At 63.0% G+C, this 23,997-nt stretch carries 22 protein-coding genes and 1 pseudogene; 16 read left to right on the top strand and 7 right to left on the bottom strand.

The genetic code is table 11. From position 1 onward, the window contains the following. Positions 1 to 357 precede the first annotated feature (357 nt). The gene (gene brnQ / locus ACMGGG_RS15320) at positions 358 to 1,671 is read left to right on the top strand and encodes a branched-chain amino acid transport system II carrier protein (RefSeq protein ID WP_054894250.1); all 1,314 of its coding nucleotides are present in this window, start codon (positions 358 to 360) and stop codon (positions 1,669 to 1,671) included. Positions 1,672 to 1,869: 198 nt separating this feature from the next. Next, complete coding sequence (locus ACMGGG_RS15315; RefSeq protein WP_063545584.1) at positions 1,870 to 2,619, top strand: DUF599 domain-containing protein; 750 nt, start codon at positions 1,870 to 1,872, stop codon at positions 2,617 to 2,619. An 82-nt stretch (positions 2,620 to 2,701) separates the two neighbouring features. On the opposite strand, the gene ACMGGG_RS15310 is transcribed toward ACMGGG_RS15315, so the two are convergent. Continuing rightward, positions 2,702 to 2,977, bottom strand: coding sequence for a hypothetical protein (locus ACMGGG_RS15310; RefSeq protein ID WP_054894248.1), 276 nt, complete (start codon positions 2,975 to 2,977; stop codon positions 2,702 to 2,704). Positions 2,978 to 3,132: 155 nt separating this feature from the next. Between ACMGGG_RS15310 and ACMGGG_RS15305 the strand changes: the two are divergent. The 4 genes and pseudogenes from ACMGGG_RS15305 (at position 3,133) to ACMGGG_RS15290 (ending at position 6,982) form a co-directional block, all read left to right on the top strand. Next, positions 3,133 to 3,609, top strand: a pseudogene (locus ACMGGG_RS15305) (PaaI family thioesterase). After that, positions 3,606 to 4,064, top strand: coding sequence for a PaaI family thioesterase (locus ACMGGG_RS15300; protein WP_063545583.1), 459 nt, complete (start codon positions 3,606 to 3,608; stop codon positions 4,062 to 4,064). Before ACMGGG_RS15305 ends, ACMGGG_RS15300 begins: the two are co-directional and overlap by 4 nt. A gap of 88 nt (positions 4,065 to 4,152) precedes the next feature. Beyond that, entirely contained in the window at positions 4,153 to 6,060 is a 1,908-nt protein-coding gene (gene htpG, locus ACMGGG_RS15295) for a molecular chaperone HtpG (protein ID WP_054894245.1), read from the top strand. 196 nt (positions 6,061 to 6,256) lie between these two features. Continuing rightward, entirely contained in the window at positions 6,257 to 6,982 is a 726-nt protein-coding gene (locus ACMGGG_RS15290; protein WP_414154003.1) for a dienelactone hydrolase family protein, read from the top strand. 130 nt (positions 6,983 to 7,112) lie between these two features. Here ACMGGG_RS15290 and ACMGGG_RS15285 read toward each other — a convergent pair whose 3' ends face one another. After that, the gene (locus ACMGGG_RS15285) at positions 7,113 to 7,976 is read right to left on the bottom strand and encodes a pirin family protein (RefSeq protein WP_063545581.1); all 864 of its coding nucleotides are present in this window, start codon (positions 7,974 to 7,976) and stop codon (positions 7,113 to 7,115) included. 118 nt (positions 7,977 to 8,094) lie between these two features. Here ACMGGG_RS15285 and ACMGGG_RS15280 point away from each other — a divergent pair, with 118 nt between their 5' ends. Further along, positions 8,095 to 9,099, top strand: coding sequence for an amidohydrolase family protein (locus tag ACMGGG_RS15280; RefSeq protein ID WP_063545580.1), 1,005 nt, complete (start codon positions 8,095 to 8,097; stop codon positions 9,097 to 9,099). A 78-nt stretch (positions 9,100 to 9,177) separates the two neighbouring features. Here ACMGGG_RS15280 and fabB read toward each other — a convergent pair whose 3' ends face one another. From fabB to ACMGGG_RS15255, 5 genes are all read right to left on the bottom strand, one after another. Then, positions 9,178 to 10,398, bottom strand: coding sequence for a beta-ketoacyl-ACP synthase I (fabB, locus tag ACMGGG_RS15275; protein WP_054894239.1), 1,221 nt, complete (start codon positions 10,396 to 10,398; stop codon positions 9,178 to 9,180). Positions 10,399 to 10,409: 11 nt separating this feature from the next. Next, a complete protein-coding gene (gene fabA / locus ACMGGG_RS15270) occupies positions 10,410 to 10,925 on the bottom strand; it encodes a 3-hydroxyacyl-[acyl-carrier-protein] dehydratase FabA (protein ID WP_054894238.1) in 516 nt (171 codons plus the stop codon). Positions 10,926 to 11,138: 213 nt separating this feature from the next. Continuing rightward, complete coding sequence (locus ACMGGG_RS15265; protein WP_414154002.1) at positions 11,139 to 13,055, bottom strand: response regulator; 1,917 nt, start codon at positions 13,053 to 13,055, stop codon at positions 11,139 to 11,141. Beyond that, a complete protein-coding gene (locus tag ACMGGG_RS15260) occupies positions 13,052 to 13,942 on the bottom strand; it encodes an ABC transporter substrate-binding protein (RefSeq protein WP_414154001.1) in 891 nt (296 codons plus the stop codon). Before ACMGGG_RS15260 ends, ACMGGG_RS15265 begins: the two co-directional genes overlap by 4 nt. Next, positions 13,942 to 16,053, bottom strand: a complete 2,112-nt coding sequence (locus ACMGGG_RS15255; protein WP_153774979.1) for a TonB-dependent receptor plug domain-containing protein — start codon at positions 16,051 to 16,053, stop codon at positions 13,942 to 13,944. Before ACMGGG_RS15255 ends, ACMGGG_RS15260 begins: the two co-directional genes overlap by 1 nt. Positions 16,054 to 16,291: 238 nt before the next feature. Here ACMGGG_RS15255 and ACMGGG_RS15250 point away from each other — a divergent pair, with 238 nt between their 5' ends. The 9 genes from ACMGGG_RS15250 (at position 16,292) to kdpA (ending at position 23,988) form a co-directional block, all read left to right on the top strand. Next, on the top strand, positions 16,292 to 17,317 hold the full coding sequence (locus ACMGGG_RS15250) for an NAD(P)H-dependent glycerol-3-phosphate dehydrogenase (protein ID WP_112898747.1): 1,026 nt from the start codon (positions 16,292 to 16,294) through the stop codon (positions 17,315 to 17,317). 37 nt (positions 17,318 to 17,354) lie between these two features. Beyond that, entirely contained in the window at positions 17,355 to 17,702 is a 348-nt protein-coding gene (locus ACMGGG_RS15245) for a DUF4389 domain-containing protein (protein WP_054894233.1), read from the top strand. Then, the gene (gene sixA, locus ACMGGG_RS15240) at positions 17,699 to 18,157 is read left to right on the top strand and encodes a phosphohistidine phosphatase SixA (protein WP_414154000.1); all 459 of its coding nucleotides are present in this window, start codon (positions 17,699 to 17,701) and stop codon (positions 18,155 to 18,157) included. The genes ACMGGG_RS15245 and sixA overlap by 4 nt, the downstream gene beginning before the upstream one ends. A gap of 172 nt (positions 18,158 to 18,329) precedes the next feature. Next, a complete protein-coding gene (locus ACMGGG_RS15235) occupies positions 18,330 to 19,118 on the top strand; it encodes an alpha/beta fold hydrolase (protein WP_414153999.1) in 789 nt (262 codons plus the stop codon). After that, entirely contained in the window at positions 19,115 to 19,969 is an 855-nt protein-coding gene (locus ACMGGG_RS15230) for an alpha/beta fold hydrolase (protein ID WP_414153998.1), read from the top strand. The genes ACMGGG_RS15235 and ACMGGG_RS15230 overlap by 4 nt, the downstream gene beginning before the upstream one ends. A gap of 107 nt (positions 19,970 to 20,076) precedes the next feature. Continuing rightward, positions 20,077 to 20,871 (top strand): DUF4892 domain-containing protein, encoded by a 795-nt coding sequence (locus ACMGGG_RS15225; protein ID WP_414153997.1) that lies wholly within the window; start codon positions 20,077 to 20,079, stop codon positions 20,869 to 20,871. A gap of 12 nt (positions 20,872 to 20,883) precedes the next feature. Continuing rightward, on the top strand, positions 20,884 to 21,930 hold the full coding sequence (locus tag ACMGGG_RS15220) for an AI-2E family transporter (RefSeq protein WP_200602834.1): 1,047 nt from the start codon (positions 20,884 to 20,886) through the stop codon (positions 21,928 to 21,930). 264 nt (positions 21,931 to 22,194) lie between these two features. Beyond that, positions 22,195 to 22,284 (top strand): K(+)-transporting ATPase subunit F, encoded by a 90-nt coding sequence (gene kdpF / locus ACMGGG_RS15215; protein WP_063545570.1) that lies wholly within the window; start codon positions 22,195 to 22,197, stop codon positions 22,282 to 22,284. Between the two features lie 9 nt (positions 22,285 to 22,293). Beyond that, on the top strand, positions 22,294 to 23,988 hold the full coding sequence (kdpA, locus tag ACMGGG_RS15210; protein ID WP_200603751.1) for a potassium-transporting ATPase subunit KdpA: 1,695 nt from the start codon (positions 22,294 to 22,296) through the stop codon (positions 23,986 to 23,988). Positions 23,989 to 23,997 lie beyond the last annotated feature (9 nt).

Below are 23,997 nucleotides of genomic sequence, written 5' to 3'. Positions count from 1 at the left end.
GCCACCTTCGGGTGGCCTTTGTCGTTCTGGGTCGTCCCGCGATGGGCCCGGAAATGACAACTCAGATTATTCGATCGGGCCCATAGGATTTTTCCAGCAGACGATGGTTTCAATCCGAGGATAATCCAGCCATCCTCGGTCACGCAGACGACAAACACATACGCACATCGGACAACCAGCACCATTGCAGTGCGTTTGCCCGGCAAATTCTGTAACCTACGCGTTCACTCTGTGCCCGTACCCCAAAAGGGAACGACACGCTAAACGGGTCTGGCTCATCAAGCCGGGCAGCATTTCCCTCATCCATGTGGAAATCCCTTCTCGAATCCCGATTTCAGCAGTGTGGTACTTCCTTAAATGAAAGTGTTAAAAGGCCAGGACATCCTGGCGCTTGGCTTTATGACGTTCGCGCTTTTCGTCGGTGCGGGCAATATCATCTTCCCGCCTATCGTTGGTCTGCAGTCCGGTCCGCACGTGTGGATGGCGGCGCTGGGCTTCCTGGTCACCGCCGTGGGTCTGCCAGTCATTACCGTGGTTGCCCTGGCGAAGGTCGGTGGCGGGATGGATGCCCTGAGCAGCCCGATCGGCAAGTTCTTCGGCGGCCTGTTGGCGGCAGTCTGCTACCTCTCGGTCGGCCCGCTGTTCGCTACCCCGCGCACCGCGACCGTTTCGTTCGAGGTGGGTGTGGCGCCACTGACCGGTGAAAGCCCGCTGGCGCTGTTCATCTACAGCCTGGTGTACTTCGCTGTGGTGCTGGCCGTGTCGATGTATCCGGGCAAGCTGCTCGATACCGTCGGTCGCTTCCTGGCACCGTTGAAGATCATCGCCCTGGCGGTGCTCGGCATTGCTGCCTTCGCGCTGCCAGCGGGCTCGATTGGTGACGCGCAGCCAGCTTACGTCGCAGCTCCGTTCTCCCAAGGCTTCATCAATGGCTACCTGACCATGGATACCCTCGGTGCCCTGGTGTTCGGCATCGTCATCGTCAACGCCATTCGCTCGCGCGGTGTGGAGTCGCCCAAGCTGATCACTCGCTACGCCATCATCGCCGGCCTGATCGCCGGTGTCGGCCTGGCCCTGGTCTACATCAGCCTGTTCCGCCTCGGCGCCGGCAGCCATGAGATCGCTGCGAACGCGAGCAACGGTGCTGCGGTTCTGCATGCCTACGTGCAGCACACCTTCGGCTCGCTGGGCAGTGGTTTCCTGGCCGTGCTGATCGCGCTGGCCTGCCTGGTCACTGCCGTGGGCCTGACCTGCGCCTGTGCCGAGTACTTCAGCCAGATCCTGCCGCTGTCGTACCGTGCCCTGGTGGTGATCCTGGCGGGCTTCTCGCTGCTGATCTCGAACCTGGGCCTGACCAAGCTGATCATGTTCTCGATCCCGGTGCTGACCGCCATCTACCCGCCATGCATCGTGGTCGTGGGCCTGAGCTTCGTGAAGGACCTGTGGAACTCGCCGGTACGCATTCTCGCGCCGGTCATGCTCGTTTCGCTGCTGTTCGGCATGGTCGATGCGATCAAGGGCAGCAGCCTGGCGCACATCCTGCCGGACGCGGTGGCGCACTTGCCGCTGAGCGAGCAGGGCTTGGCCTGGCTGGTGCCTTCGGTGATCGCCCTGGCCGCCGCGGTGGTCTGTGATCGTCTGCTCGGCAAGCCACGCGAGGCGCTGGCCTGATGGGTTGAAGCCTGCAGCAATGCTGGCCACAAGCCCATTGGCACTTGCTGGGTGTTTGAACCCGAAGCCCCGTATCCGAAAGGATGCGGGGCTTTTTGTTGGCAACGAGGTTTTCAGAGCCCGCATGTGTCTTTCGCCGATAGCCAACGTCGAATTCGGATTCTAACCTTTCTATGCACCTGGCCTCTGGAACCCGGCATGACCTTCATCCAAAGCAATCTCCACAACCTGCTGGCCATCGCCTGGTTTGCGCTGTGCTGGGGCGGCTACACCCGCTACGCCACATGGAAGGGGCGCGACACAGCGTGCCTGGCCAGCGTCCTGCATCTCTACCGGGAAGACTGGATGCGCCGTATGCTGCTGCGCGACAACCGCATCGCCGACGCCAGCGTGATCGGCAACCTGGAGCGCAATGCCTCGTTTTTTGCCTCGAGCACCCTGATCATCCTGGCAGGTATCCTCACCGTGCTCGGCGCCTCCGATCGCGCGCTGTCGCTGCTGGCCGACCTGCCGCTGGTGCAGCAGGCCTCGCAGGGGATGTCGGAGATCAAGCTGCTGTGCCTGGCGATGGTGTTCGTCTATGCCTTCTTCACCTTCAGCTGGTGCATGCGCCAATACAATTTCGCTGCGGTGTTGGTGGGTTCGGCGCCGATGATCGGTGAGCGGCAGGTCAGCGAGCTGGAGCGTAAAGCCTTCGCTTCACGCGCGGCGAGGGTGCTTTCGCTGGCGGCCAACCAGTTCAACCTGGGGCTGCGCTCGTATTACTTCGGCATGGCCATGCTCAGTTGGTTCGTCAGTCCCTGGATGTTCATGGTGTTGAGTATCGGAGTCGTATTCATTCTGTACCGACGGGAGTTCCACTCCCATGTACTGGAAGTGATGGTCTTCACACCCACTGAAAGTGTGCACAGCGAAGCGGGCAAGGACACTTCGGTACATATGAATTGATAGACGCTGACTGAAGCGTTTCATCAGTTAGTTGCAGGCACAAAAAAACCCGACGCAAGTCGGGTTTTTCCGTTCAGCATAATTACTGTTTGGCAGGTTCGGCCGGAGCAGTGGAAGGTGCCGGAGTGGAAGGCTGGGCTTCCTCGGCGGCTTTCTGCTGCGCTTCGGCCTGATCTTTGGCGGCTTCGGCGTTTTCCTTGGCGGCCTCGTTCACTTTATCCTGAGCCTCGCCCATCTTCTCCTGGGCTTGCTCGGCATGTTGCTGTGCGTCCTGGGCTTTGTCTTCGCTCGCCTTGTCGCAAGCAGCCAGGCCCATGGCAGCGGCCAGCATCAGAGCAAAAGCAAAAGGTTTACGCATGGGGTGTTTCTCCTTGGTGGAATAACTTACTTGAAACCTTCGAGTCCATCCGCCAGCCATAAGTTCAACGCAGGTTGCAGATATATAACACCCCGTTCTATATCGACTTTTCCGTTGATTTGTGAAATGTCGAGTCGGCAAGGAGTATGCGGACCATGAGTGAGACGGCCTTGATGGCGATGGCTGGACGTTTTCTTTCAGCGCTCAGGCATTGCCAGGTGTTGCAGATGCGTGTCCATCACGCTGATGCCGAGGGCATGACCCTGATACTGCCTTGGTCGGCAGCGATCGTTGGCAATCCACAGACTGGCGCCGTCCATGGCGGCGTGCTGACCACGCTGGTGGACACCACCTGCGGCATGGCCACCCTTTGAGTACTGCCGCAGTTCGAAGTCTGCCCGACCCTGGACCTGCGTATCGACTACATGCATCCTGCGCAGCCTGGCAAGGACATCCATGGCCATGCCCAATGTTATCGCGTCACCCGTGATGTGATCTTCACCCGCGGCACGGCCTATCAGGACGACCCTGCTCAGCCGATCTGTCAGGTGGTCGGCACCTTCATGCGTCTTGGGCAGGAGGCCCGTGGTGGTATCCGTTTCGGCAGCGGCCTCAAGGAGGGCAGGGCATGATTCCCGAGGAAGTTCGCAAGCAGCTGACTCAGGCCCACGCCCGCGGCGACTATGCGCCGTTGCTGGCGCTGATTCCCTATGCCGGGCTGATCGGCATCGAATGCGCGCGCCAGGGCGATGATCTGCTGTTCCGCCTGCCGGCCAATCAGGACAACATCGGCAACCCTTTGCTGCCGGCCATCCATGGGGGTGTCATTGCGGGTTTCATGGAGCTTTCGGCAGCGCTCTATCTGCTGATTTTCAGCGAGAGCCTGAGCATTCCCAAGATCATCGACTTCTCCATCGACTACCTGCGCGCCGGGCACTACCGCGACACTTATGCCCAGTGCCAGCTCTGGCGCCAGGGCCGTCGAGTGACCAACGTGGCGATCACCGCCTGGCAAGGCGATCGCGACTCGCCTATCGCCACTGCCCGGGCGCATTTCAAGATCGAACCGCATAAGCCCTTGAAATAGTCGGACATGCCCCCATCTGCTGAACATCTGCCCGGCCATGCGCAATTGCCGTCGGGTGCATTGACCAACAGATCGGAGTTTGAAGACGATGAGTGTGGAGACTCAAAAAGAAACCCTGGGCTTCCAGACCGAGGTCAAGCAACTGCTGCACCTCATGATCCATTCGCTGTACTCGAACAAGGAGATCTTCCTTCGCGAGCTGATCTCCAACGCCTCTGACGCTGCCGACAAGCTGCGTTTCGAAGCCTTGGCCAAGCCTGAGCTGCTCGAGGGCGATGCCGATCTGAAGATTCGCGTCAGCTTCGACAAGGACGCTGGCACCGTGACGCTGGAAGACAACGGTATCGGCATGAGCCGCGCCGATGTCATCGCGCACCTGGGTACCATCGCCAAGTCCGGCACCGCCGACTTCATGAAGAACCTCACCGGCGACCAGAAGAAGGACTCGCACCTGATCGGTCAGTTCGGTGTGGGCTTCTACTCTGCCTTCATCGTCGCCGACAAGGTCGATGTCTTCAGCCGTCGTGCCGGCGCACCTGCAGCCGAAGGCGTGCATTGGTCATCCAAAGGCGAGGGCGACTTCGAAGTCGCCACCATCGACAAGCCGCAGCGCGGCACCCGCATCGTCCTGCACTTGAAGAAGGACGAGCAGGAGTTCGCCGACGGCTGGCGTCTGCGCAACGTGGTCAAGAAGTACTCCGACCACATTGCCCTGCCGATCCAGCTGCCCAAGGAGCAGGCTGCTGCCGCCGAAGGCGAAGAACAGCCGGCCGAGGAATGGGAAACCGTCAACCGCGCCAGCGCCCTGTGGACCCGTTCGCGTACCGAGATCAAGGACGAGGAATACCAGGAGTTCTACAAGCACATCGGCCATGACTTCGAGAACCCGCTGGCGTGGAGCCACAACAAGGTCGAAGGCAAGCTCGAGTACAACTCGCTGCTGTACGTACCGGCCCGCGCCCCCTTCGACCTGTACCAGCGCGAGGCCCCGCGCGGCCTGAAGCTGTATGTGCAGCGCGTGTTCATCATGGACCAGGCCGAGTCGTTCCTGCCGCTGTACCTGCGCTTCATCAAGGGTGTGGTCGACTCCAACGACCTGTCGCTGAACGTGTCGCGTGAAATCCTGCAGAAAGACCCGATCATCGACTCGATGAAGTCGGCCCTGACCAAGCGCGTATTGGACATGCTGGAGAAGCTGGCCAAGAACGAACCTGAGCAGTACAAAGGCTTCTGGAAGAACTTCGGCCAGGTGCTGAAGGAAGGCCCGGCGGAAGACTTCGCCAACAAGGAGAAGATCGCAGGCCTGCTGCGCTTTGCCTCCACCCACGACGACAGCGGCGAACAGAGCGTCAGCCTGGCGGACTACCTGGCCCGCGCCAAGGAAGGCCAGGACAAGATCTACTACCTCACCGGTGAGTCGTATGCGCAGGTGAAGAACAGTCCGCACCTGGAAGTCTTCCGCAAGAAAGGCATCGAAGTGCTGCTGCTGACCGATCGCATCGACGAGTGGCTGATGAGCTACTTGAGCGAATTCGAAGGCAAGGGCTTTGTTGACGTCGCGCGTGGCGACCTGGACCTGGGCAAGCTGGATTCCGAAGAGGACAAGAAGGCCCAGGAAGAAGTCGCCAAGGACAAGGAAGGGCTGGTCGAGCGTCTGAAGAGTGCGCTGGGTGACAGCGTGGCTGAAGTCCGCGTTTCCCACCGCCTGACCGACTCCCCGGCGATCCTGGCCATTGGCGAGCAGGACCTGGGCTTGCAGATGCGCCAGATCCTCGAGGCCAGTGGGCAGAAAGTGCCGGATTCCAAGCCGATCTTCGAGTTCAACCCGACTCACCCGCTGATCGAGAAGCTCGACAACGAGCAGAGCGAGGACCGCTTCTCGGAGCTGTCGCACATTCTGTTCGACCAGGCGGCCCTGGCTGCCGGTGACAGCCTCAAGGATCCGGCGGCCTATGTACGTCGCTTGAACAAGCTGCTGGTCGAGCTGTCGGCCTGAGTTCGAGCTTAATGAAAAAACCCGCTTCGGCGGGTTTTTTTGTGCCCGTTCACACTTATCAATTACAGGCTCGCTTTTTTCTAATGTGACCTTTCTGGTAATCATGAAGATCGTCAGCATCGGCTAGCCTTTTGCACCGGGGTCCGTACACACTAGAGTCGTGATACGGAACAGTTCCAGGTTCAGGAGGAGTTTGATGAGCAAGGTAATCGTCGAGTCGCTGGTCTATCACGTTTCCGGCAGAGGCTATGAAAGCCGTCTGGTTTACGAGCCTGGGGCGTTGGGGCGGCCAGGGCTGGTGATGGCGCCGAATTGGATGGGCATCGGCGAAGGTGCCGAGCGAATCGCCAAGGAAGTGGCCGAGAAGGGCTATGTGGTGCTTATCGCCGACCTGTATGGCCAGGGCGTGCGTCCGTCGAACGCCGATGAGGCCGGTGCGGCGATGATGCCGCTGAAGAATGACCGCGCCGAGCTGCGCAAGCGCATGCAGGAAGCCCTGGCGCAATTGCTCGGGCAGTCCAAGGCGCTGCTGGCGCCGGGCAAGGTAGGTACCTTTGGTTTCTGCTTCGGCGGCTGCTGCGCCCTGGAGCTGGCGCGTACCGGCGCTGATCTGAAAGCGGCGGTGTCGTTCCACGGCACCCTGGACACGCCGAACCCTGAAGATGCCAAGCGCATCAAGGGCTCGGTGCTGGTGCTCCACGGTGCTTCCGACCCGCTGGTGCCCCAGGACCAACTGCCGGCGTTCGAGGCTGAAATGAACGCTGCCAAGGTCGATTGGCTACTGTTGAGCTATGGCGGTGCAGTACATTCGTTTACCGACCCGAATGCCAACGTGCCGGGCAAGATGCAGTACGACCGTCGCACCTCGGAGCGGGCCTTCCGCGCGATGCACAATCTGCTGGAAGAAGTGTTTTCACACTGACGGTGTATTGGGGCTGCTATGCAGCCCTTCGCGGGCAAGCCCGCTCCCAAAGGTGCAGATGCTGCTTGTCAGGGTTGCGCCATCCTTGTGGGGGCGGCCTTGTCGGCGAACGGCCGCAAAGCGGCCCAGCCTAGCGAGGTAGCTCGATCCGGGAGGTCTCGCCCGGCACCTGTGGCCAGTCACCTGCCGCCCAGCGTGCCCGGGCCTGTTCGATCAACTGCGGATCACTGGCAACGAAATTCCAGTTCATCCGCCGAGGTCCGTCCAGCGGCGCGCCGCCTATCAGCACCAACTGGCACTCGCCTTCGGCATACAGCTCCACTGCTTCGCCGTCTGGCAGCACCACCAGGCTGCACGCCTCTACCTCGTCGCCGTTTAGCACCAGCTCGCCGTCGAGCAGGTACAGTGCCCGTTGTGCGTGCTCGTTCGGCACGATCAGCGAGGTTGCCGCCTGCATCTGCACCTGGGCGTAGAGGGTAGGAGAGAGCACCGGTACTGGCGACTCCAGGCAGAATCCGGTACCGGCGATCAGGCGGATGCGTACCCCCAGGTTGTCACTCACCGGCAAGCTGCTTGCGGGGTGGTAGCTGTAGTTCGGATCGCCTTGTTCGTGCGTCTTGGGCGATGCCAGCCACACCTGCAGTCCGTGCAGCCGCGAGCCTTCAGTGAAGGCTTGTGCCGGCGTACGTTCCACATGGGCCACGCCGCGTCCGGCAGTCATCCAGCTGACGTCACCTGGCAGCACGCGCTGATTCGAGCCCAGGCTGTCCTTGTGCAGGATCTCTCCTTCGAACAGGTAGGTCAGGGTCGACAGGCCGATATGCGGGTGCTGGCGGATGTCCATGCCGTTGCCGGGTGCATAGTCGGTTTCCAGCATGTGGTCGAAGAACACGAAGGGGCCGACGCTGCGGCACTGAGCCGATGGCAGCGGACGCAGAATCGGTTGGCCCTCCACCGATTCGGCACGTGGGCGGATGATCAGGGGGCTGCTCATGGTCGGGCTCCGGACGGGCAGGGGGTGCGCCTAGCATAGCGGGTCGCGGCGGCGTGCTGAACCGTCTTGCAGGCGCGCGGGTCTACCCTGTTCCTGACTGGAACAAGGAAGCTGCTCCATGATTGCCAGAGTGCTGGCCTGCATCGTGTTATCCGGCTGCCTGTGCCAGGCGGCGCAAGCGCGCGACTATCGCTACAGTGACGCCCATCTGCACTACGTCGACTTCTTCCAGGAAACCGAAGGCATGCCTGCACTGCTGAAAGCCATGGACGAGGCCGGCGTCGAGCACGCCATGATTTCCGGTATCCCGGTGGCGAAGAAATGGCATGAGGATGAACCCAAGCGCCCACGCTATTACGCGGGCGACGACGCTGATGCCTACTGGTTCAGCGCTACCGATATCCATGTAGTGGCAGCGGTGCAGAAGTTGCCGGCCGAGCAGCAGAAACGCTTTCATCCATTCCTGTCGGGTTTCAACCCGGTGGACAAGAACGCGGTCAGCCACATCGAGCGCATGCTCGACTTGTATCCGGGGTTCTGGCAGGGCATCGGAGAGGTGTTCACCCGGCATGATGACCTCACTGCACTGACCAGCGGTGACACGCCGAGAGCCAACAACGAAGCGATGACCCGCATCTATCACCTGGCAGCCGAGCGTGACTTGCCGGTGCTGGTGCATTCGAACATCACCTCCAAGCGTGAGCGTAACCCGTTGTACCTGGCGGAGATCGAGGAGCCGCTGCGCAATCACCCCCATACGCGTTTCATCTGGGCCCATGCCGGTACCAGCATGGAGATCCATCGTCACCAGACGCAGATGGACTTCATCCTGCCAACGCTTGAGCGCATGCTCGAGGCTTATCCTAATCTGTACATCGACCTGTCGTGGAGTGTACTGGAGCCCTACCTGCTGGATGAGCAGGGCAAGCCCCGCAAGGCGTGGCTGGCGCTGGTCGAGCGTTTCCCCGATCGATTCATGCTGGGTTCGGATGTGGTGGGCAAGTTCGGCAGCGTCGGTGAGCAGATGCACGGATTCGAGCCATTTCTGGATGCGTTGCCTGAAGCCGTGGCGCGCAAGGTGGCGAGGGATAATTTCCTTGCGGTGCTGCCCAGGCAGCGTTGAACTGCCGACCCTTTCTAAGGCAACACAAATGAAAACGCCCCGAACCAGTCGGGGCGTTTTCGTTGTCGCAGCAGCGTCTTACTTGCCAGTCCAGCGCTTGAGTACCAGGGTGGCGTTGGTGCCGCCGAAGCCGAAGCTGTTGCTCATGACCGTGTCGATCTTGGCGTTTTCTTCGGTCTGACGCAGTACCGGCAGGTCGGCGACCTCTGGGTCCAGTTCGTCGATGTTGGCGGAGCCGGCGATGAAGTTGTTTTCCATCATCAGCAAGCAGTAGATCGCCTCGTGCACGCCAGCGGCGCCCAGCGAGTGGCCGGACAGGCTCTTGGTCGAGCTGATCTTGGGTGCCTTGTCGCCGAACACTTCGCGCACGCCTTTCATTTCAGCGACGTCGCCGACCGGCGTCGAGGTGCCGTGGGTGTTCAGGTAGTCGATCGGGGTGTCGACGGTGGACAGCGCCTGCTGCATGCAGCGGATCGCGCCTTCGCCACTTGGGGCGACCATGTCGTAACCATCGGAAGTCGCGCCGTAGCCGACGATTTCCGCGTAGATCTTGGCGCCACGGGCCAGGGCGTGTTCCAGCTCCTCGACCACCACCATGCCGCCACCGCCAGCGATGACAAAGCCATCACGGTCAGCGTCGTAGGCGCGCGAGGCCAGCTCAGGGGTTTCGTTGCGCTTGGTCGACAGGGCGCCCATGGCATCGAACAGGAACGACTGGCTCCAGTGCTCTTCTTCACCGCCGCCGGCGAAGACGATGTCTTGTTTGCCCCACTGGATCTGCTCCAGCGCGGTGCCGATGCAGTGTGCGGAGGTGGCACAGGCCGACGAGATCGAGTAGTTGATGCCCTTGATCTTGAACGGGGTAGCCAGGCACGCCGATACGGTGCTGCCCATGGTACGGGTGACACGGTACGGGCCGACACGCTTGACGCCTTTCTCGCGCAGGGTGTCCAGTGCTTCCATCTGGTTCAGGGTCGAAGCGCCGCCGGAACCTGCAACCAGGCCGGTGCGTGGGCTGGACACCTGCTCTTCGGTCAGGCCTGCGTCCTTGATCGCGTCCTGCATCGCCAGGTAGGCGTAGGCGGCGGCGTGACCGACGAAGCGATAGACCTTGCGGTCGATCAACTCTTCAAGGTTCAGGTCGATAGAGCCGGAAACCTGGCTACGCAGCCCCATTTCCTTGTATTCCGGGTTGTAACGGATACCCGGACGGCTGTTGCGCAGGTTTTCGGTGACGGTAGCTTTGTCATTGCCCAGGCACGAAACGATGCCCAGACCAGTGATAACGACGCGGCGCATGCGAATAACCCTTAGAAATTGTCAGTGGAGGTGAACACGCCGACCCGCAGGCCTTCGGCGGTGTAGATCTCGCGACCGTCGACGCTGACCGAGCCATCGGCGATGGCCATGTTCAGCTTACCTTTCAGGACGCGCTTGATATGGATGTTGTAGGTGACTTTCTTGGCGGTAGGCAGCACCTGGCCGAAGAACTTCACTTCGCCCGAACCCAGTGCGCGACCGCGGCCCGGCAGGCCCTGCCAGCCGAGGAAAAAGCCAACCAGCTGCCACATGGCGTCGAGGCCCAGGCAGCCCGGCATCACCGGATCGCCTTCGAAGTGGCAGGCGAAGAACCACAGGTCTGGAGTGATATCCAGCTCGGCGACCAATTCACCTTTGCCGAACTTGCCGCCTTCCTCACTGATGTGGGTGATGCGGTCTACCATCAGCATGTTCGGGGCGGGCAGTTGCGCATTACCGGGGCCGAACAGCTCACCGCGACTGCAGCGCAGCAGGTCTTCCCGAGTAAAGGCGTGTTGTTTGGTCATGCGAGCTCCTCAATAACCCCCTGTGGCAGGGGATGAATCTTCCCGGCCGACCCGAAATCCTAGAGAGTCCGGGCGGCAGCCTACAGGTAGACTATTGCGTTGTGGTGAAAGTCACAGCGCACCTGGCAAAAGAAGTACAGGTGTGCACTGAAAGTTTTATTTTCAGGGCCAACGACGGCCCTGTCCAGTCTTTAAGACTGCCGCACTTTATCATTAATCGCCAGTCGCGGCTGTCCGGCCGGGCAACCAGCGCTGCAGAATGCGTTGCAGATCGGTACGTTTGAACGGTTTGCTCAGGTAATCGTTCATTCCTGCAGCCAGGCAGCGTTCACGATCGCCCTGCAGGGCATTGGCGGTCAAGGCGATGATCGGCAGTTGCGCGCCGTGCTGGCGGATGCGGCGTGTGGCTTCGTAGCCGTCCATCTGGGGCAGGCGACAGTCCATCAGGATCGCCGCAAAACTTTGCTGGCCCGCCATTTCCACCGCTTGCGCGCCGTCCAGTGCCACGCTGACCTCGAAGCCCAGGCTGCGCAGCATGGCTTCGATGACGCTCTGGTTGACCGGATTGTCTTCCACCAGCAGGACGCGCTGGCCGTCGCCACCCAGCAGTGCGTCATGCTCGTGCCCGAGCAGGCGCGCTGCAGGCTTGCTCGACAGCACCAAAGGGACTTCCAGGGTGAAGGTCGAACCCATGCCCTCGCGGCTTTCGCCGCGCAACTTGCCGCCCATGCGCTCGGCCAGGGTACGGGCGATGGACAGGCCCAAGCCGGTGCCGCCGTAACGCCTTGAAATAGAACTGTCGGCTTGCTGGAAGGCGACGAACATCGTTTCCAGCCGATCGCTGTCGATGCCGATGCCGGTATCGCGGACCGCGCAGGTCAGCCAGAGCAACTGACGGTCGAGCATTTGCCAGCGGGCCTCGATCTCCACTTCGCCGCGCTCGGTGAACTTCAACGCATTGCCGACCAGGTTCAACAGGATCTGGCGGATGCGTGTCGGATCGCCGATCACTTGCAGGCGGTCCATGCCCGGCGGCAGGTGCAGGCGCAGGGCCAGGTTGCGCTGTTGGGCGCTGTGCTGGAACGATTGCACGCTGCTGGCAATCAGCTCGCCAAGGTTGAAATCGATGTGCTCCAGTTCCAGGCTGGTGCGTTCGATGCGCGAGAAGTCGAGGATGTCGTTGATCACCTTGAGCAGGTGGCCGGTAGACTCGCTGGCCACGGCCGTGTATTCGGCTTGCTCACCGGTCAGCGGGGTGGTTTCCAGCAGTTGCAGCATGCCGAGTACGCCGTTCATCGGGGTCCGCAGCTCGTGGCTCATCATCGCCAGGAAGTCGGACTTGGCGCGGTTGGCCTGCTCGGCCTCCTCGCGCGCCTGGGTCAACTGGGCAATGGCCTGGCTCTGCTCGTGGCTGGCCTGGTCCAGGGCGCTGGCAAGGTTGTTGATGTGGCGTGCCAGATGGCCCAGTTCGCTATCGTCGACCACCGGCAACGGGGCGTTGAACTCGCCCTGCTGGATGGCCTCGACCGCATGCCCCATGTCACTGATCGGCTTGGACAGGCTCCTGGCCAAGCGCCGGGCGAGGAGGAAGGTAAACAGCAAGGCGAACAGCGCGAGAATGCCGGCCTTGATCACGATCTCCTGCTGGCGTTCGCTGAAGGCGTCGTCGGACATGCCGACGATCACTCGCCCCAGGTAATCGTCGCCAATGCTGGGGGGCGTCTTGCCTTCCTGCAGGAAGTCGTTGTCCAGGCGGATCTGTTGCAGGCGAATGGGCGCCTGGAACACCTCGACGCGCTGGGCGCGGCTGACGCTTTCACCCGACTGCTCGACGTAGACCAGGATGTGGTTGCGGCTGTCCTGCACCTCGAGAAAACGCACGTGAGGGATGCTCAGGGTCGCCCGCATCAAGCTTTCGAGCACCTCGTTGTTGCCTGAGATCACCCCGTATTCGGAGGCTGGCGCCAGTTGGTTGGCGATCAGTTGACCGGTGTGGTTGAGCTCCTGCCGCAAGTCCTGGATACGCACGAAGGTAAAGAAGCTGATCAACAGCAGGGTGAGCAGCAGCGCGGGCCCCAGGCTGATGATCTGGGTGCGTGTGTGGATGTCCCAGCTCAGGCGCTTGGTCATGGGGTGGGTTCTCCTTCGGCCAGGGCCAGGGCGGCGGCGTTCGGATCGATGGGTTCCAGGCCCAGGGCGCGGGCGACCTGCTGGTTGCCGCTGACCCCGTAGTGTTCGGGGTAGAGGCTACGGGGCCAGTGTGCCGGCGGCTGGTCGAGCAAGTCGTCGAGTACCGCCAGCCAGTCGTCCTGGTCGCTGTAGGTGCTCGCCAGGGCGCCAGCGCGAACGAAGCCGGCGTTGGGGCCGATCAGCGCCATCTGTCGGCCATAGCTGCTGAGCAGGACGTTCTTGGCGGTCTTGGAGTTGTACAACTCGGGATCGTCGATTCCCAACAGAACGTCGCTGTTGCCCAGCAGGTGCTGCAACGGGCGGCTGTCACGCAGGTCGGCCCAGTCCTGGGCGACGATCTCCAGACCCAGGCCACGCGCAGCCTGGCGCAGCTCATCGATCAGAAAGCGGCTGCCGGGGCCGTACAGTACGCCAATGCGTCGCGCTTGCGGTAGCAGGTAGCGGGTCAGGCGCAGTTGTCGTGGCAGTGGCGGGTCGCTCCACAGCAGGCTCAGGTAGGAGGGCCGCGACTTTCCCAGGCGCTGTTCGGCCTGCACGCGGCTGACCCGCAGGGCCAGCGCCGCAGGACCTGCGGTTTCGCCCATGCGCCAGTCGAGTGCGGCGTTGTCCAGCAGGATCAAGCGGGTCTCGGGTTTGAGCAACGCTGGGCGGGGCAGTTGCGCCACGGTCTGGAAGCGCACGTGGTCGTGAGGGCGGCGTGCCTCCAGTGCGGTGACGAAGCTGCGCACACCGGGCTGGTCTTCGCTGCCCACCAGCAGGATTTCGCTGGCCGAAAGCGCGCCCATCGGCCACAGGCATAGCAGCAACAGGCGCAGCAAGCGCAGCATCAGAACTCCAGCTCCGCGCTGAAACTCAGGCGATGGCGGCTGTCGTAGCGGTTCTGCTCGATGGTGGTGGGCTGGTCGTCCAGCCGCTGCTGCCACAGCGCGGCGAGCTCCAGCGAGCTGCCATACACCCGCAGGCGCTTGGCCACGCGCAGGTCTATACGCTCGTAGCGGTATTGGTTGAGGGCGTCGTCACCATAATAGAAGAGGGCACTCGACCATCCCTGGCCCCAGTCGCGCATCCAGCCGGCCGAGCCGCTGTTGCGTGCGCTGAGGCGGCGGTCGTCGGGGTTGCTGGCCCAGGCGTCGACGTAGGCATAGGTCAGGCGCAGACGGTCGCGCATGCTCAGGCGCCAGTCCAGTTGTGTCTCGGTGCCGCTGAAGCGGGACTTGTTGGCATTGCTGGCGATGTACTGGTTGTTCTTCAGTGGCTCGCTGATCATCCCGGTGATTTCGTCGTAGAACAGCTTGACGTCCAGGCTCAGGTCGATGTCCGCGAAGTAGCCGTTGTAGCCCAGCTCGCGCGAGCGCATGCGCTCCTGGTCGAGGTTGCCCGGGCCACGGGTCTTGACGAAGTATTCACCGTTCTGCAAACCCAGCGCGTTGGGCGTGAGGTTCTTGACCGTGTAGCTCCAGTTGACGTTGTTCTCGAACATGTCCGGCGAACGCACGGCCTCGGAGTACACCGCACGCAGGCCGTGGCGCGGGGTGATCAGGTAGTTGACCGCGACGCGCGGAGTCAGCGAGCTGCCGGACAACTCGCTGTCCTCGAACATGGCCCCACCCTGGAGAATCCAGTGTTCGTCGGCGCGCCATTCGAGCTGTCCGAACAAGCGCCAGGTGCGGTCGTCAAGGCTGCCATTGAAGTAGGTCTGCGAGTCGGCACGGTCATAGCGGTAGTTGAAGCCGCTGAGCAGGCGCAGGGTGTCGGTGAGGCTCAGGGTATCCTGGATTTCCAGGTCGTAGCGGGTTTCGCGGGTGCTCTGGTCGACATCACCGCAGACTTCACGGTTACCGCCGTTGTCCCACTGGCTCTTGATCTGGTTGCGCAGGCTCTGCAATACCGGGTCGTTGTTGTTGGGCGGGTTGTTGGCGTTGCGCGCCACTTGTTCGGCGTAGTCTGGATTGAGTTGCCACAGCCGGGTCAACTCGGGGCTGAAGGCCAGTGTCGCATCGCAGGCACGCCATACCTGCTGGCGGTCGAACTGCTGCGCCGAGCCCTGTACGTACAGGCTGTGCTCGGGGCTGAAGTCGATGTTCCAGCGCACCGAGCCTGCGTAATCCTTGGCGTTGAGGTCGGCGTTGTCGCCACGCCCGGTGATGAAGGGGAACACCGGGGTATAGGTGTAGGGGCGTTGGTTGCTGCCTTCCTTGGCCGCCAGTTGCCATTCGAGGGTCTGGTCGGGCGCCAGGGTGTGGCTGGCGCTGAGGTTGAAGCGGGTCAGCCGGCGGCTGTCGCGGTAGTCCTGGCCGTACTGGTTCTTGTCGAAGCCATCGTCCTGCATGCCGGACATCGACAGGCGCAGATCGCCGCCTTCCCAGCCGAAGCCCTGGCTGGCATAGAAATCGTTGATGCCATCCTGGCCCTGGGTGATCTTCAGTCGCGTGCCGTGGCTGTCGGCGGGGCTGCGGGTGAGGATGTTGACCACGGCCATCAGCGCGTTGGCACCATAGCTGACGGTATTGGGGCCGCGGAACACTTCGATGCGTTCGATATCCTCGATCGCCAACGGGATATCGCTCCAGTCCACGGTGGCGAGGCCTGCGCGGTACACCGAACGTCCGTCGATCAGCACCTGCATGCGCCGGGCGTCGTTGACGTTACTGCCATGGTAGTTGACGGTCGGCTGGTTACCGGCGCCGTAGCCGATCATCATGCCGGGCACCAGGCGCAAGAGCTCGGGGATGTCTCGTGCACCGCTGGCGCGGATCAGTTCGCTGTCGAGCACGGTCATGCTGCCGGGCACTGCCGCCGGGGATTGTTTCAGGCGTGTGGCGGTCAGAACCTGCGGCAGGTCCTGGTTGTCGATGAACAGGTCATCGGCCATGGCCGAACCCCCGAGCAGGGCGGTCAGCAACAGCAGGCGAGGGGCAGGAGGCGTGCCTGGGAACACGTGACGGCCTTGTGTGCGGGATAAACCAGGCATGGTAACCGACCGTGGGGGTTTTTCCAGTGATCTGCGCTGGATTTGCCACCCTCTTTCGGATAAATGCCCTCCGGCAGGGCATGCGTACGCGCGCCCTGCAGGCGGCTTTGCCTGTGAAGAGGCCGGTGCCGATACTGGTTCTGTAGCAGACGAGCCGTATAATGCCCGCGTCGCCACTCAACTTAATGGCTTTAACGGATTGAATATGACTGAACAGCAACCTGTTGCAGTTCTGGGAGGCGGGAGCTTCGGCACCGCCGTGGCGAACCTGCTGGCTGAAAACGGCAATCCGGTGCGTCAATGGATGCGCGACCCGGAGCAGGCCGAGGCCATGCGCGCCAACCGCGAGAATCCTCGTTACCTCAAAGGCATTCGCCTGCATGACGGCGTCGAGCCGGTCAATGACCTGCTGGCGACCCTGCAATCGAGCGACCTGGTGTTCGTCGCGCTGCCGTCGAGCGCCTTGCGCAGCGTACTCGCGCCACATGCCGAGCTGCTGCGCGGCAAGTGCCTGGTCAGCCTGACCAAGGGTATCGAGGCGCAGACCTTCAAGCTGATGAGCCAGATTCTCGAAGAGATCGCCCCCCAGGCGCGTATCGGCGTGCTGTCCGGGCCGAACCTGGCCCGTGAGATCGCCGAGCATGCCTTGACCGCCACTGTGGTTGCCAGTGAGGACGAGGCGCTGTGCCAGCGCGTGCAGGATGTCCTGCACGGGCGCACCTTCCGTGTCTATGCCAGCGCCGACCGCTTCGGTGTGGAGCTTGGGGGCGCGCTGAAGAACGTCTACGCGATCATCGCCGGCATGGCCGTGGCGCTGGAGATGGGCGAGAACACCAAGAGCATGCTGATCACCCGGGCGCTGGCCGAAATGACCCGCTTCGCCGTGAGCCAGGGCGCCAACCCCATGACCTTCCTGGGGCTGGCAGGGGTGGGTGACCTGATCGTCACCTGCTCCTCGCCCAAGAGCCGCAATTACCAGGTCGGACATGCCCTGGGGCAGGGGTTGAGCCTGGAAGAGGCGGTCAGCCGCCTGGGCGAAGTGGCCGAAGGGGTGAATACCTTGAAAGTGCTCAAGGCCAAGGCTCAGGAAGTGCAGGTCTACATGCCGCTGGTGGCCGGGCTGCACGCGATTCTGTTCGAGGGGCGAACCCTGGCCCAGGTGATCGAGCACCTGATGCGTGCCGAGCCCAAGACCGACGTCGATTTCATTTCCACCAGCGGTTTCAACTGAGCCGTCAGCGGCTCCAAATCAGAGCAAGGAGCGACACATGAACGATACGCCCGAGCGCGCCCAGCGCGAGTCGATCATCCTGCGGGTGCTGTGGATGCTGGTGTTCCTGGTGGTCTGGCAACTGGCCGAGCTGCTGCTTGGCGGGCTGGTGCTGGTGCAACTGATCTACCGCCTGGTGTATGGCGCGCCGAGTGCCAGCCTGATGAACTTCGGCGACAGCCTCAGCCAGTACCTGGCGCAGATCGGTCGCTTCGGCACCTTCCACACCGACCAGAAACCCTGGCCGTTTGCCGACTGGCCTGGCCCCCGTGCCCCTGAAGGCGAGGCGCCGCACGCGGTTGCCCCGGCACCGCACCCGGTGCGCGACGAGGAGCCCAAGCTGTGAAGCTGTGGATCCTGCGCCATGGCGAGGCAGAGCCACGGGCCAACACCGACGCTGAACGCCGCCTGACCGTCCATGGTCGTGAGCAGGTGCTGTACAGCGCCGCACGGCTGCTTGGCCAGCCACTTCAGGCGATCGTCGCCAGCCCTTATGTGCGCGCCCAGCAGACCGCTGCCCTGGTGCACGACACCCTTGGTTTCGCCGAACCGGTGCGCACCGTGCCGTGGTTGACCCCCGAGAGTGACGTCCGGCAGGTGATCGGCGAAATCGAGCGTCTGGGGCTGGAACATGTGCTGCTGGTCAGCCATCAGCCGCTGGTGGGGGCGTTGGTGGGAATGCTGGAGCATGGGCATCTGCAGCAGCCAGCGCCGATGAGCACGGCGAGTCTGGCCGAGCTGGAAGGGGATTGGCCGCTGGCGGGTTTGCTTACGCTGCGTGGGCTTCACGCCTCGACCTGATACCTGGCACGCATCTGCTCGCACGTCGCCGAGCACCGCCGGCCGCATGCGTTGTTTCGCCTCGGCGGCCCTCCATGACCTGATAGCCCTTGCCGATGGCCTTTCAGAACGTTGCCGCCAACCGGCAGGTTGCTGACAATGGGCTATCACTCTCCAGTCGGACCAGGCGGTCATGTCGCAGCAGATCTTCTTCGCCCATGCCAACGGTTTCCCTTCAGCCACCTACGGCAAGCTGTTCGCGGCCCTGGCCCCGGACTACCAGGTCTGTCACCTGGAGCAGCATGCCCACGACCCGCGCTTTCCAGTGGATGACAACTGGCAGAACCTGGTCGACGAGCTGCTGCATCATCTGGCGCAGCAGCCGGCACCGGTCTGGGGTGTCGGTCATTCCCTCGGTGGTGTGCTGCACCTGCACGCCGCCCTGCGCCGACCCGAGCTCTACCGCGGTGTGGTGATGCTCGATTCGCCGGTGCTGACCCGCGCCGACCAGTGGCTGATCCGCACTGCCAAGCGCTTCGGTTTCATCGATCGCATCACGCCAGCCGGGCGAACCGAAGGACGGCGCGAGGCGTTTCCTGATCGCGACAGCGCGCGCAGTTATTTCGCCAGCAAGACGCTGTTCCGCCAGTTCGATCCCGATTGCCTCGAAGCCTATCTCGAGCACGGGTTGCAAACGGTGGAGGAGGGCGTGCGTCTGCGCTTCGACCCAAGCACCGAGATGCGCATCTACCGCAGCATTCCGCATGTCAGCCCGGCCCCTGCGCGTCAACTGCAGGTGCCACTGGCCATGGTGCGTGGCGATCGCAGTCGGGTGATCCGCAAGCACCACGCCATGGCGGTACGTGCGATGCCGCAGGGGGAGTATCACAGCGTTCCGGGCGGGCACATGTTTCCACTGGAGCGGCCCACCGATACTGCCAGCCTGATCAAGGGCCTGTTCGATCGCTGGAGCCAGGCATGAGTGCGCAGGTCGAGGAGATTCGCCTGAGCCTGGGGCATATCGAACTGGCCGCACACCTGTTCGGTCCTGCCGACGGCCTGCCGGTGATCGCTCTGCACGGCTGGCTCGACAACGCCAACAGCTTCGCCCATCTGGCCCCGCGCCTGAAAGGCCTGCGCATTGTCGCGCTCGACCTGGCCGGGCACGGCTATTCACAGCATCGTCCGGCCGGGGCGAGCTACAACCTGGCCGATTATGCCCATGACGTGCTGCGGGTAGCCGAGCAACTGGGCTGGGAGCGCTTTGGCCTGCTCGGGCATTCGCTGGGGGCGATCATCTCGGTGCAGCTGGCGGGCGCACTGCCTGAACGGATCAGCCATCTGGCGTTGATCGATGGCGTCATCCCGCCTACGGTCGCCGAGCAGGATGCCGCCGAGCGCCTGGGTATGGCACTGCAGGCGCAACTGCGCCTGGATGGCAAGCGCAAGTCGGTGTACCCGAGCCTGGAAGAGGGCGTGCAGGCGCGGATGAAGGGCATGGTCGCAGTCAGTCGCGAAGCCGCCGAACTGCTCGCCCAGCGTGGGCTCATGCCGGTGCCTGGCGGTTACAGTTGGCGCAGCGACAGTCGCCTGACCTTGCCGTCGCCAGTGCGCCTGAACGAGGCGCAGGCCATGGCCTTTGTGCGCCGGGTGAGCTGCCCCACCTGCCTGGTGATCGCCGAGGACGGCATGCTGGCGCGCCACACAACTCTGCTGGAGCAGCTACCCTTCGAGCAGGTGGCCTTGCCCGGTGGTCATCATCTGCACTTGAACGATGTGCAGGGCGCGGCCCTTGTCGCAGACTGTTTCAATCGCTTCTTTGGCTTTGCTTGACTTGCACTGGACAAGTGTCGAGGCTTGGCGGGTTGAACAGGGAGACAACCATACATGCCAGACATTCACGATCTTCGCCACGGCGCCCGACGCCGCAAGGACGGCCGATGAGCGCGCCGTTCCTTGTTCGCAGTGCCATCGCCGCCTGCCTCACACTCGCCAGCCCGCTGCTGTGGGCCGGGAGCCTGCCGGTGCCGGCCGATGCCAAGGTGGTCGACCAGCGTCCGGTCGTGGCGGGCGAGAGGGTCTATCCCATGGGCCCGGTACGCAAGATCAGCGGTCGCCTGCGCGTCGAGGGCAAGGTCGAGAGCCGCGGCCAGGTCAGCTCGGTCACCTACGAACTGCCGGTGGAGCGCACTGCCCGCGAGGCCTTTACCAGCGCACGTGAGGCGCTGCAGCGCGACGGTGGCTATCCGCTGTTCTGGTGCCAGGGCCGTGACTGCGGCGAGGCCAGCATCTGGGCCAACGATGTGTTCAACAACGCCCGTCTCAATGGTGGCGACGAGCAGCAGGCCTTCATTCTTTTGCGCCGCTCGGCCGAAGAGGCCGACACGCTGGTCGCCCTGTACAGCGTCACTCGCGGCAATCGCCGCGCCTACCTGCATGTCGAGGAATTCGTCGCTGACAGCCCGCTGGGCGAAGTGCTGCCGACACCCGCCACGGTGCTGCGTGAGATGCGCGATACCGGCAAGCTCGACTACCCTGACCTGAGCGCACCACAGCCTGCGTGGGTTTCGCTGCTGGCCCGCAGCCTGAACCTGGACAGCACCCTGCGTGCCAGCCTCAGCGGCCAGGCGGCCGAAGCCTGGCGCGAGCAACTGGTCAAGGCCGGTGTACGCAGTGCCCGTCTCGAAGTGGGTACGGCGCCTACCGATGGCCTGCATCTGGAACTGATTCGTTGAACGAGGGCCATCATGGCCAACAATGACCGTCTGCTGGTCCAGATTCTGTTGCTGGCGCTGTTGGGCGCCGCCTTGTGGGTCATGGCACCGTTCATCTCGGCGCTGCTCTGGGGGGCGATTCTGGCCTTTGCCAGCTGGCCGCTGATGCGCTTGTTGACGCGCCTGCTGGGTGGGCGCGAAACCCTCGCGGCCAGCATCCTCACGACGGTGTGGATCCTGGTGGTTGCCCTGCCGCTGGTGTGGCTGGGCTTCAACCTGGCCGACCATGTGCGTGACGCCACCAACTTCGTGCGTGACGTGCAGTTGGAGGGTTTGCCGGATGCGCCGGAGTGGGTGCGTGGCATTCCCTTCATCGGCGAGCGCCTGGTCAACTGGTGGGAGTCCCTCGACCAGCAGGGTGCGGCCCTGATTGCCTCGGCCAAACCGTACCTCGGCCAGGTCGGCAATTGGTTCCTGGCGCGTAGCGCCCAGATCGGCAGCGGCGTGCTGGAGCTTACGCTCAGTATCGTCTTCGTGTTCTTCTTCTACCGCGACGGCCCACGCCTGGCCGCGTTCGTGCAACGCTTGCTGCAGCGCCTGGTGGGCGAGCGCGCCGAGTACTACATCGACCTGGTGGCCGGTACCGTACAGCGGGTGGTCAACGGTGTGATCGGTACCGCCGCAGCGCAAGGGCTGCTGGCGCTGATCGGCTTCATGATCGCCGGCGTGCCCGGGGCAATCGTGCTGGGCCTGGTGACCTTCATGCTCAGCCTGATCCCGATGGGGCCGCCACTGGCCTGGATTCCTGCCACCGGCTGGCTGGTGTGGAAGGGCGAGTACGGGATGGCGGTGTTCCTCGGGATATGGGGCACCTTCATCATCAGCGGCGTGGATAACGTGCTTAAGCCGTATCTGATCAGCCGAGGCGGCAACCTGCCGCTGGTGATCGTGCTGCTTGGCGTGTTTGGCGGGTTGATCGCGTTTGGCTTCATCGGGCTGTTCATCGGGCCGACCCTGCTTGCCGTCGGATACAGCCTGCTGCTGGACTGGAGCCGGCATTCGGGGCAGGTTCAGCGCTGACTTGCAGCGTTCTCTTCGCGGGTAAGCCCGCTCCTACAGACACCGCGATCTGCTGTAGGAGATTCTGTCTTGCTCAAAATTTAAAGACCAGCCCAATCCCTGTGGGAGCGGGCTTGCCCGCGAAGAGGCCGGTATTGATGATCCAGAAACCAAACTTTACGCATTCTTTATTCCCATCCCGCCCCCCCGATCTCGTCCCTTTACGCCCCCCGCCCCGACAATTTCCCCAAAGCGGCCGACGCCGCAAGACGGGGAGATCCACCGATGAACATGCTCGACGGAGTGTCACTGCTGCTGGCAGTGGCGTTGGCCATTTACCTGCTGGTTGCGCTGCTGCGCGCCGATCGCAGCTAGGGAGCGGCCATGCACAGCTACGACTTCGCATTGCTGCTGGCGTTTCTGGCCCTTGTGCTGCTACCAGCACCCTGGCTTGGGCGGTTCTACTACAAGGTCATGGAGGGTCAGCGTACCTGGCTGTCGCCGATCCTCGGCCCGGTAGAGCAGGGTTGTTACCGGTTGTCCGGGGTGCGCGCCGAGCAGGAGCAGAACTGGAAGCAATACACCCTGGCGCTGCTGGCCTTCAACCTGGTGGGCTTCCTGGTGCTGTTCGCCGTGCTCCTGCTGCAGGGCTCGCTGCCGCTCAACCCGCAGCACCTGCCGGGCCAGGAATGGTCGCTGGCATTCAACACCGCTGTCAGCTTCATGACCAACACCAACTGGCAGGCCTATAGCGGTGAGGCCTCGCTCAGCTACCTGAGCCAGATGATCGGCCTGACCGTGCAGAACTTCGTCAGCGCTGCCACCGGCCTTGCCGTGCTGGTCGCCCTGTGCCGTGGTATCGGCCGGCGCTCCACCCACAACCTGGGTAACTTCTGGGTCGACATGACCCGCGCCACCCTCTATGGCCTGCTGCCACTGTGCATCGTGCTGGCGTTGCTGCTGGTGTGGCAGGGTGTGCCACAGACCTTCGCCGACTACGCCCATGCCGTCACCCTGCAAGGTGCCGACCAGAGCATCCCGCTGGGCCCTGCCGCCAGCCAGATCGCGATCAAGCAACTGGGCACCAACGGCGGCGGCTTCTTCGGCGTCAACTCGGCGCATCCGTTCGAGAACCCCACGGCCTGGAGCAACCTGTTCGAGGTGGCTTCGATCATTCTGATTCCGGTGGCACTGGTGTTCACCTTCGGCCATTACGTCAAGGACCTGCGCCAGAGCCGGGCGATCCTGGCCTGCATGTTGGGCCTGTTCCTGATCGGCGGTGCGGTCGGCCTGTGGGCCGAATACCAGCCCAACCCGGCTCTGGACAGCGCTCAGGTGCAGCAAAGCGCGCCGATGGAAGGCAAGGAAAGCCGCTTCGGCACCACCGCGAGCGTGTTGTGGGCCGTGACGACGACCTCCGCCTCCAACGGCTCGGTCAACGCCATGCACGACAGCCTCAATCCGCTGACAGGCATGGTGGCGATGGTCAACATGATGGTCGGCGAGGTGATCTTCGGCGGCGTCGGTGCAGGCCTCTACGGCATGCTGCTGTTCGTGCTGATCGCGGTATTCCTGGCCGGGTTGATGATCGGTCGCACGCCGGAATACCTGGGCAAGAAGTTGCAGGCCCGCGAAGTGCAATTGTTGGTGGCGACACTGCTGGTGATGCCGGTTGGCGTGCTGGTGCTCGGCGCCATCGCCGCCAGCCTGCCGGGGCCGGCAGGTGCGGTGAGCAATCCGGGGCCGCATGGTTTCAGCCAGTTGCTGTATGCCTACACCTCCGGCACCGCCAACAACGGCTCGGCTTTCGGCGGCTTTGGTGCCAACACGGTGTTCCACAACCTGATGATCGGCCTGGCCATGCTGATCGGGCGCTTCGGCTACATCCTGCCAGTGCTGGCCCTTGCAGGCAGCCTGGCCGCCAAGAAAAGCGCGCCGCAGGGCCAGAACAGCTTCCCCACCCATGGCCCGCTGTTCGCCGGCCTGCTGTTGGTGACCATCCTGCTGGTCGGCGGGCTGACCTTCCTGCCGACCCTGGCCCTGGGGCCGATCGCCGAACAGTTGAGCCTGGGTTTCTGAGGATCCGAA

Origin of the sequence: Pseudomonas sp. BNK-44-b (genome assembly GCF_047456245.1) — a bacterium.
Classification (GTDB): Bacteria; Pseudomonadota; Gammaproteobacteria; order Pseudomonadales; family Pseudomonadaceae; genus Aquipseudomonas; species Aquipseudomonas machongensis.
Note: the sequence above shows the minus strand (reverse complement) of the source record. Positions and strands in the feature narration are given on the sequence as shown.

Bases quoted from the DNA above. Each gene is read 5' to 3' on its own strand.
- brnQ (WP_054894250.1), top strand. From the start codon at position 358: ATGAAAGTGTTAAAAGGCCAGGACATCCTGGCGCTTGGCTTTATGACG.
- ACMGGG_RS15315 (WP_063545584.1), top strand. From the start codon at position 1,870: ATGACCTTCATCCAAAGCAATCTCCACAACCTGCTGGCCATCGCCTGG.
- ACMGGG_RS15310 (WP_054894248.1), bottom strand. From the start codon at position 2,977: ATGCGTAAACCTTTTGCTTTTGCTCTGATGCTGGCCGCTGCCATGGGC.
- ACMGGG_RS15300 (WP_063545583.1), top strand. From the start codon at position 3,606: ATGATTCCCGAGGAAGTTCGCAAGCAGCTGACTCAGGCCCACGCCCGC.
- htpG (WP_054894245.1), top strand. From the start codon at position 4,153: ATGAGTGTGGAGACTCAAAAAGAAACCCTGGGCTTCCAGACCGAGGTC.
- ACMGGG_RS15290 (WP_414154003.1), top strand. From the start codon at position 6,257: ATGAGCAAGGTAATCGTCGAGTCGCTGGTCTATCACGTTTCCGGCAGA.
- ACMGGG_RS15285 (WP_063545581.1), bottom strand. From the start codon at position 7,976: ATGAGCAGCCCCCTGATCATCCGCCCACGTGCCGAATCGGTGGAGGGC.
- ACMGGG_RS15280 (WP_063545580.1), top strand. From the start codon at position 8,095: ATGATTGCCAGAGTGCTGGCCTGCATCGTGTTATCCGGCTGCCTGTGC.
- fabB (WP_054894239.1), bottom strand. From the start codon at position 10,398: ATGCGCCGCGTCGTTATCACTGGTCTGGGCATCGTTTCGTGCCTGGGC.
- fabA (WP_054894238.1), bottom strand. From the start codon at position 10,925: ATGACCAAACAACACGCCTTTACTCGGGAAGACCTGCTGCGCTGCAGT.
- ACMGGG_RS15265 (WP_414154002.1), bottom strand. From the start codon at position 13,055: ATGACCAAGCGCCTGAGCTGGGACATCCACACACGCACCCAGATCATC.
- ACMGGG_RS15260 (WP_414154001.1), bottom strand. From the start codon at position 13,942: ATGCTGCGCTTGCTGCGCCTGTTGCTGCTATGCCTGTGGCCGATGGGC.
- ACMGGG_RS15250 (WP_112898747.1), top strand. From the start codon at position 16,292: ATGACTGAACAGCAACCTGTTGCAGTTCTGGGAGGCGGGAGCTTCGGC.
- ACMGGG_RS15245 (WP_054894233.1), top strand. From the start codon at position 17,355: ATGAACGATACGCCCGAGCGCGCCCAGCGCGAGTCGATCATCCTGCGG.
- ACMGGG_RS15235 (WP_414153999.1), top strand. From the start codon at position 18,330: ATGTCGCAGCAGATCTTCTTCGCCCATGCCAACGGTTTCCCTTCAGCC.
- ACMGGG_RS15230 (WP_414153998.1), top strand. From the start codon at position 19,115: ATGAGTGCGCAGGTCGAGGAGATTCGCCTGAGCCTGGGGCATATCGAA.
- ACMGGG_RS15225 (WP_414153997.1), top strand. From the start codon at position 20,077: ATGAGCGCGCCGTTCCTTGTTCGCAGTGCCATCGCCGCCTGCCTCACA.
- ACMGGG_RS15220 (WP_200602834.1), top strand. From the start codon at position 20,884: ATGGCCAACAATGACCGTCTGCTGGTCCAGATTCTGTTGCTGGCGCTG.
- kdpF (WP_063545570.1), top strand. From the start codon at position 22,195: ATGAACATGCTCGACGGAGTGTCACTGCTGCTGGCAGTGGCGTTGGCC.
- kdpA (WP_200603751.1), top strand. From the start codon at position 22,294: ATGCACAGCTACGACTTCGCATTGCTGCTGGCGTTTCTGGCCCTTGTG.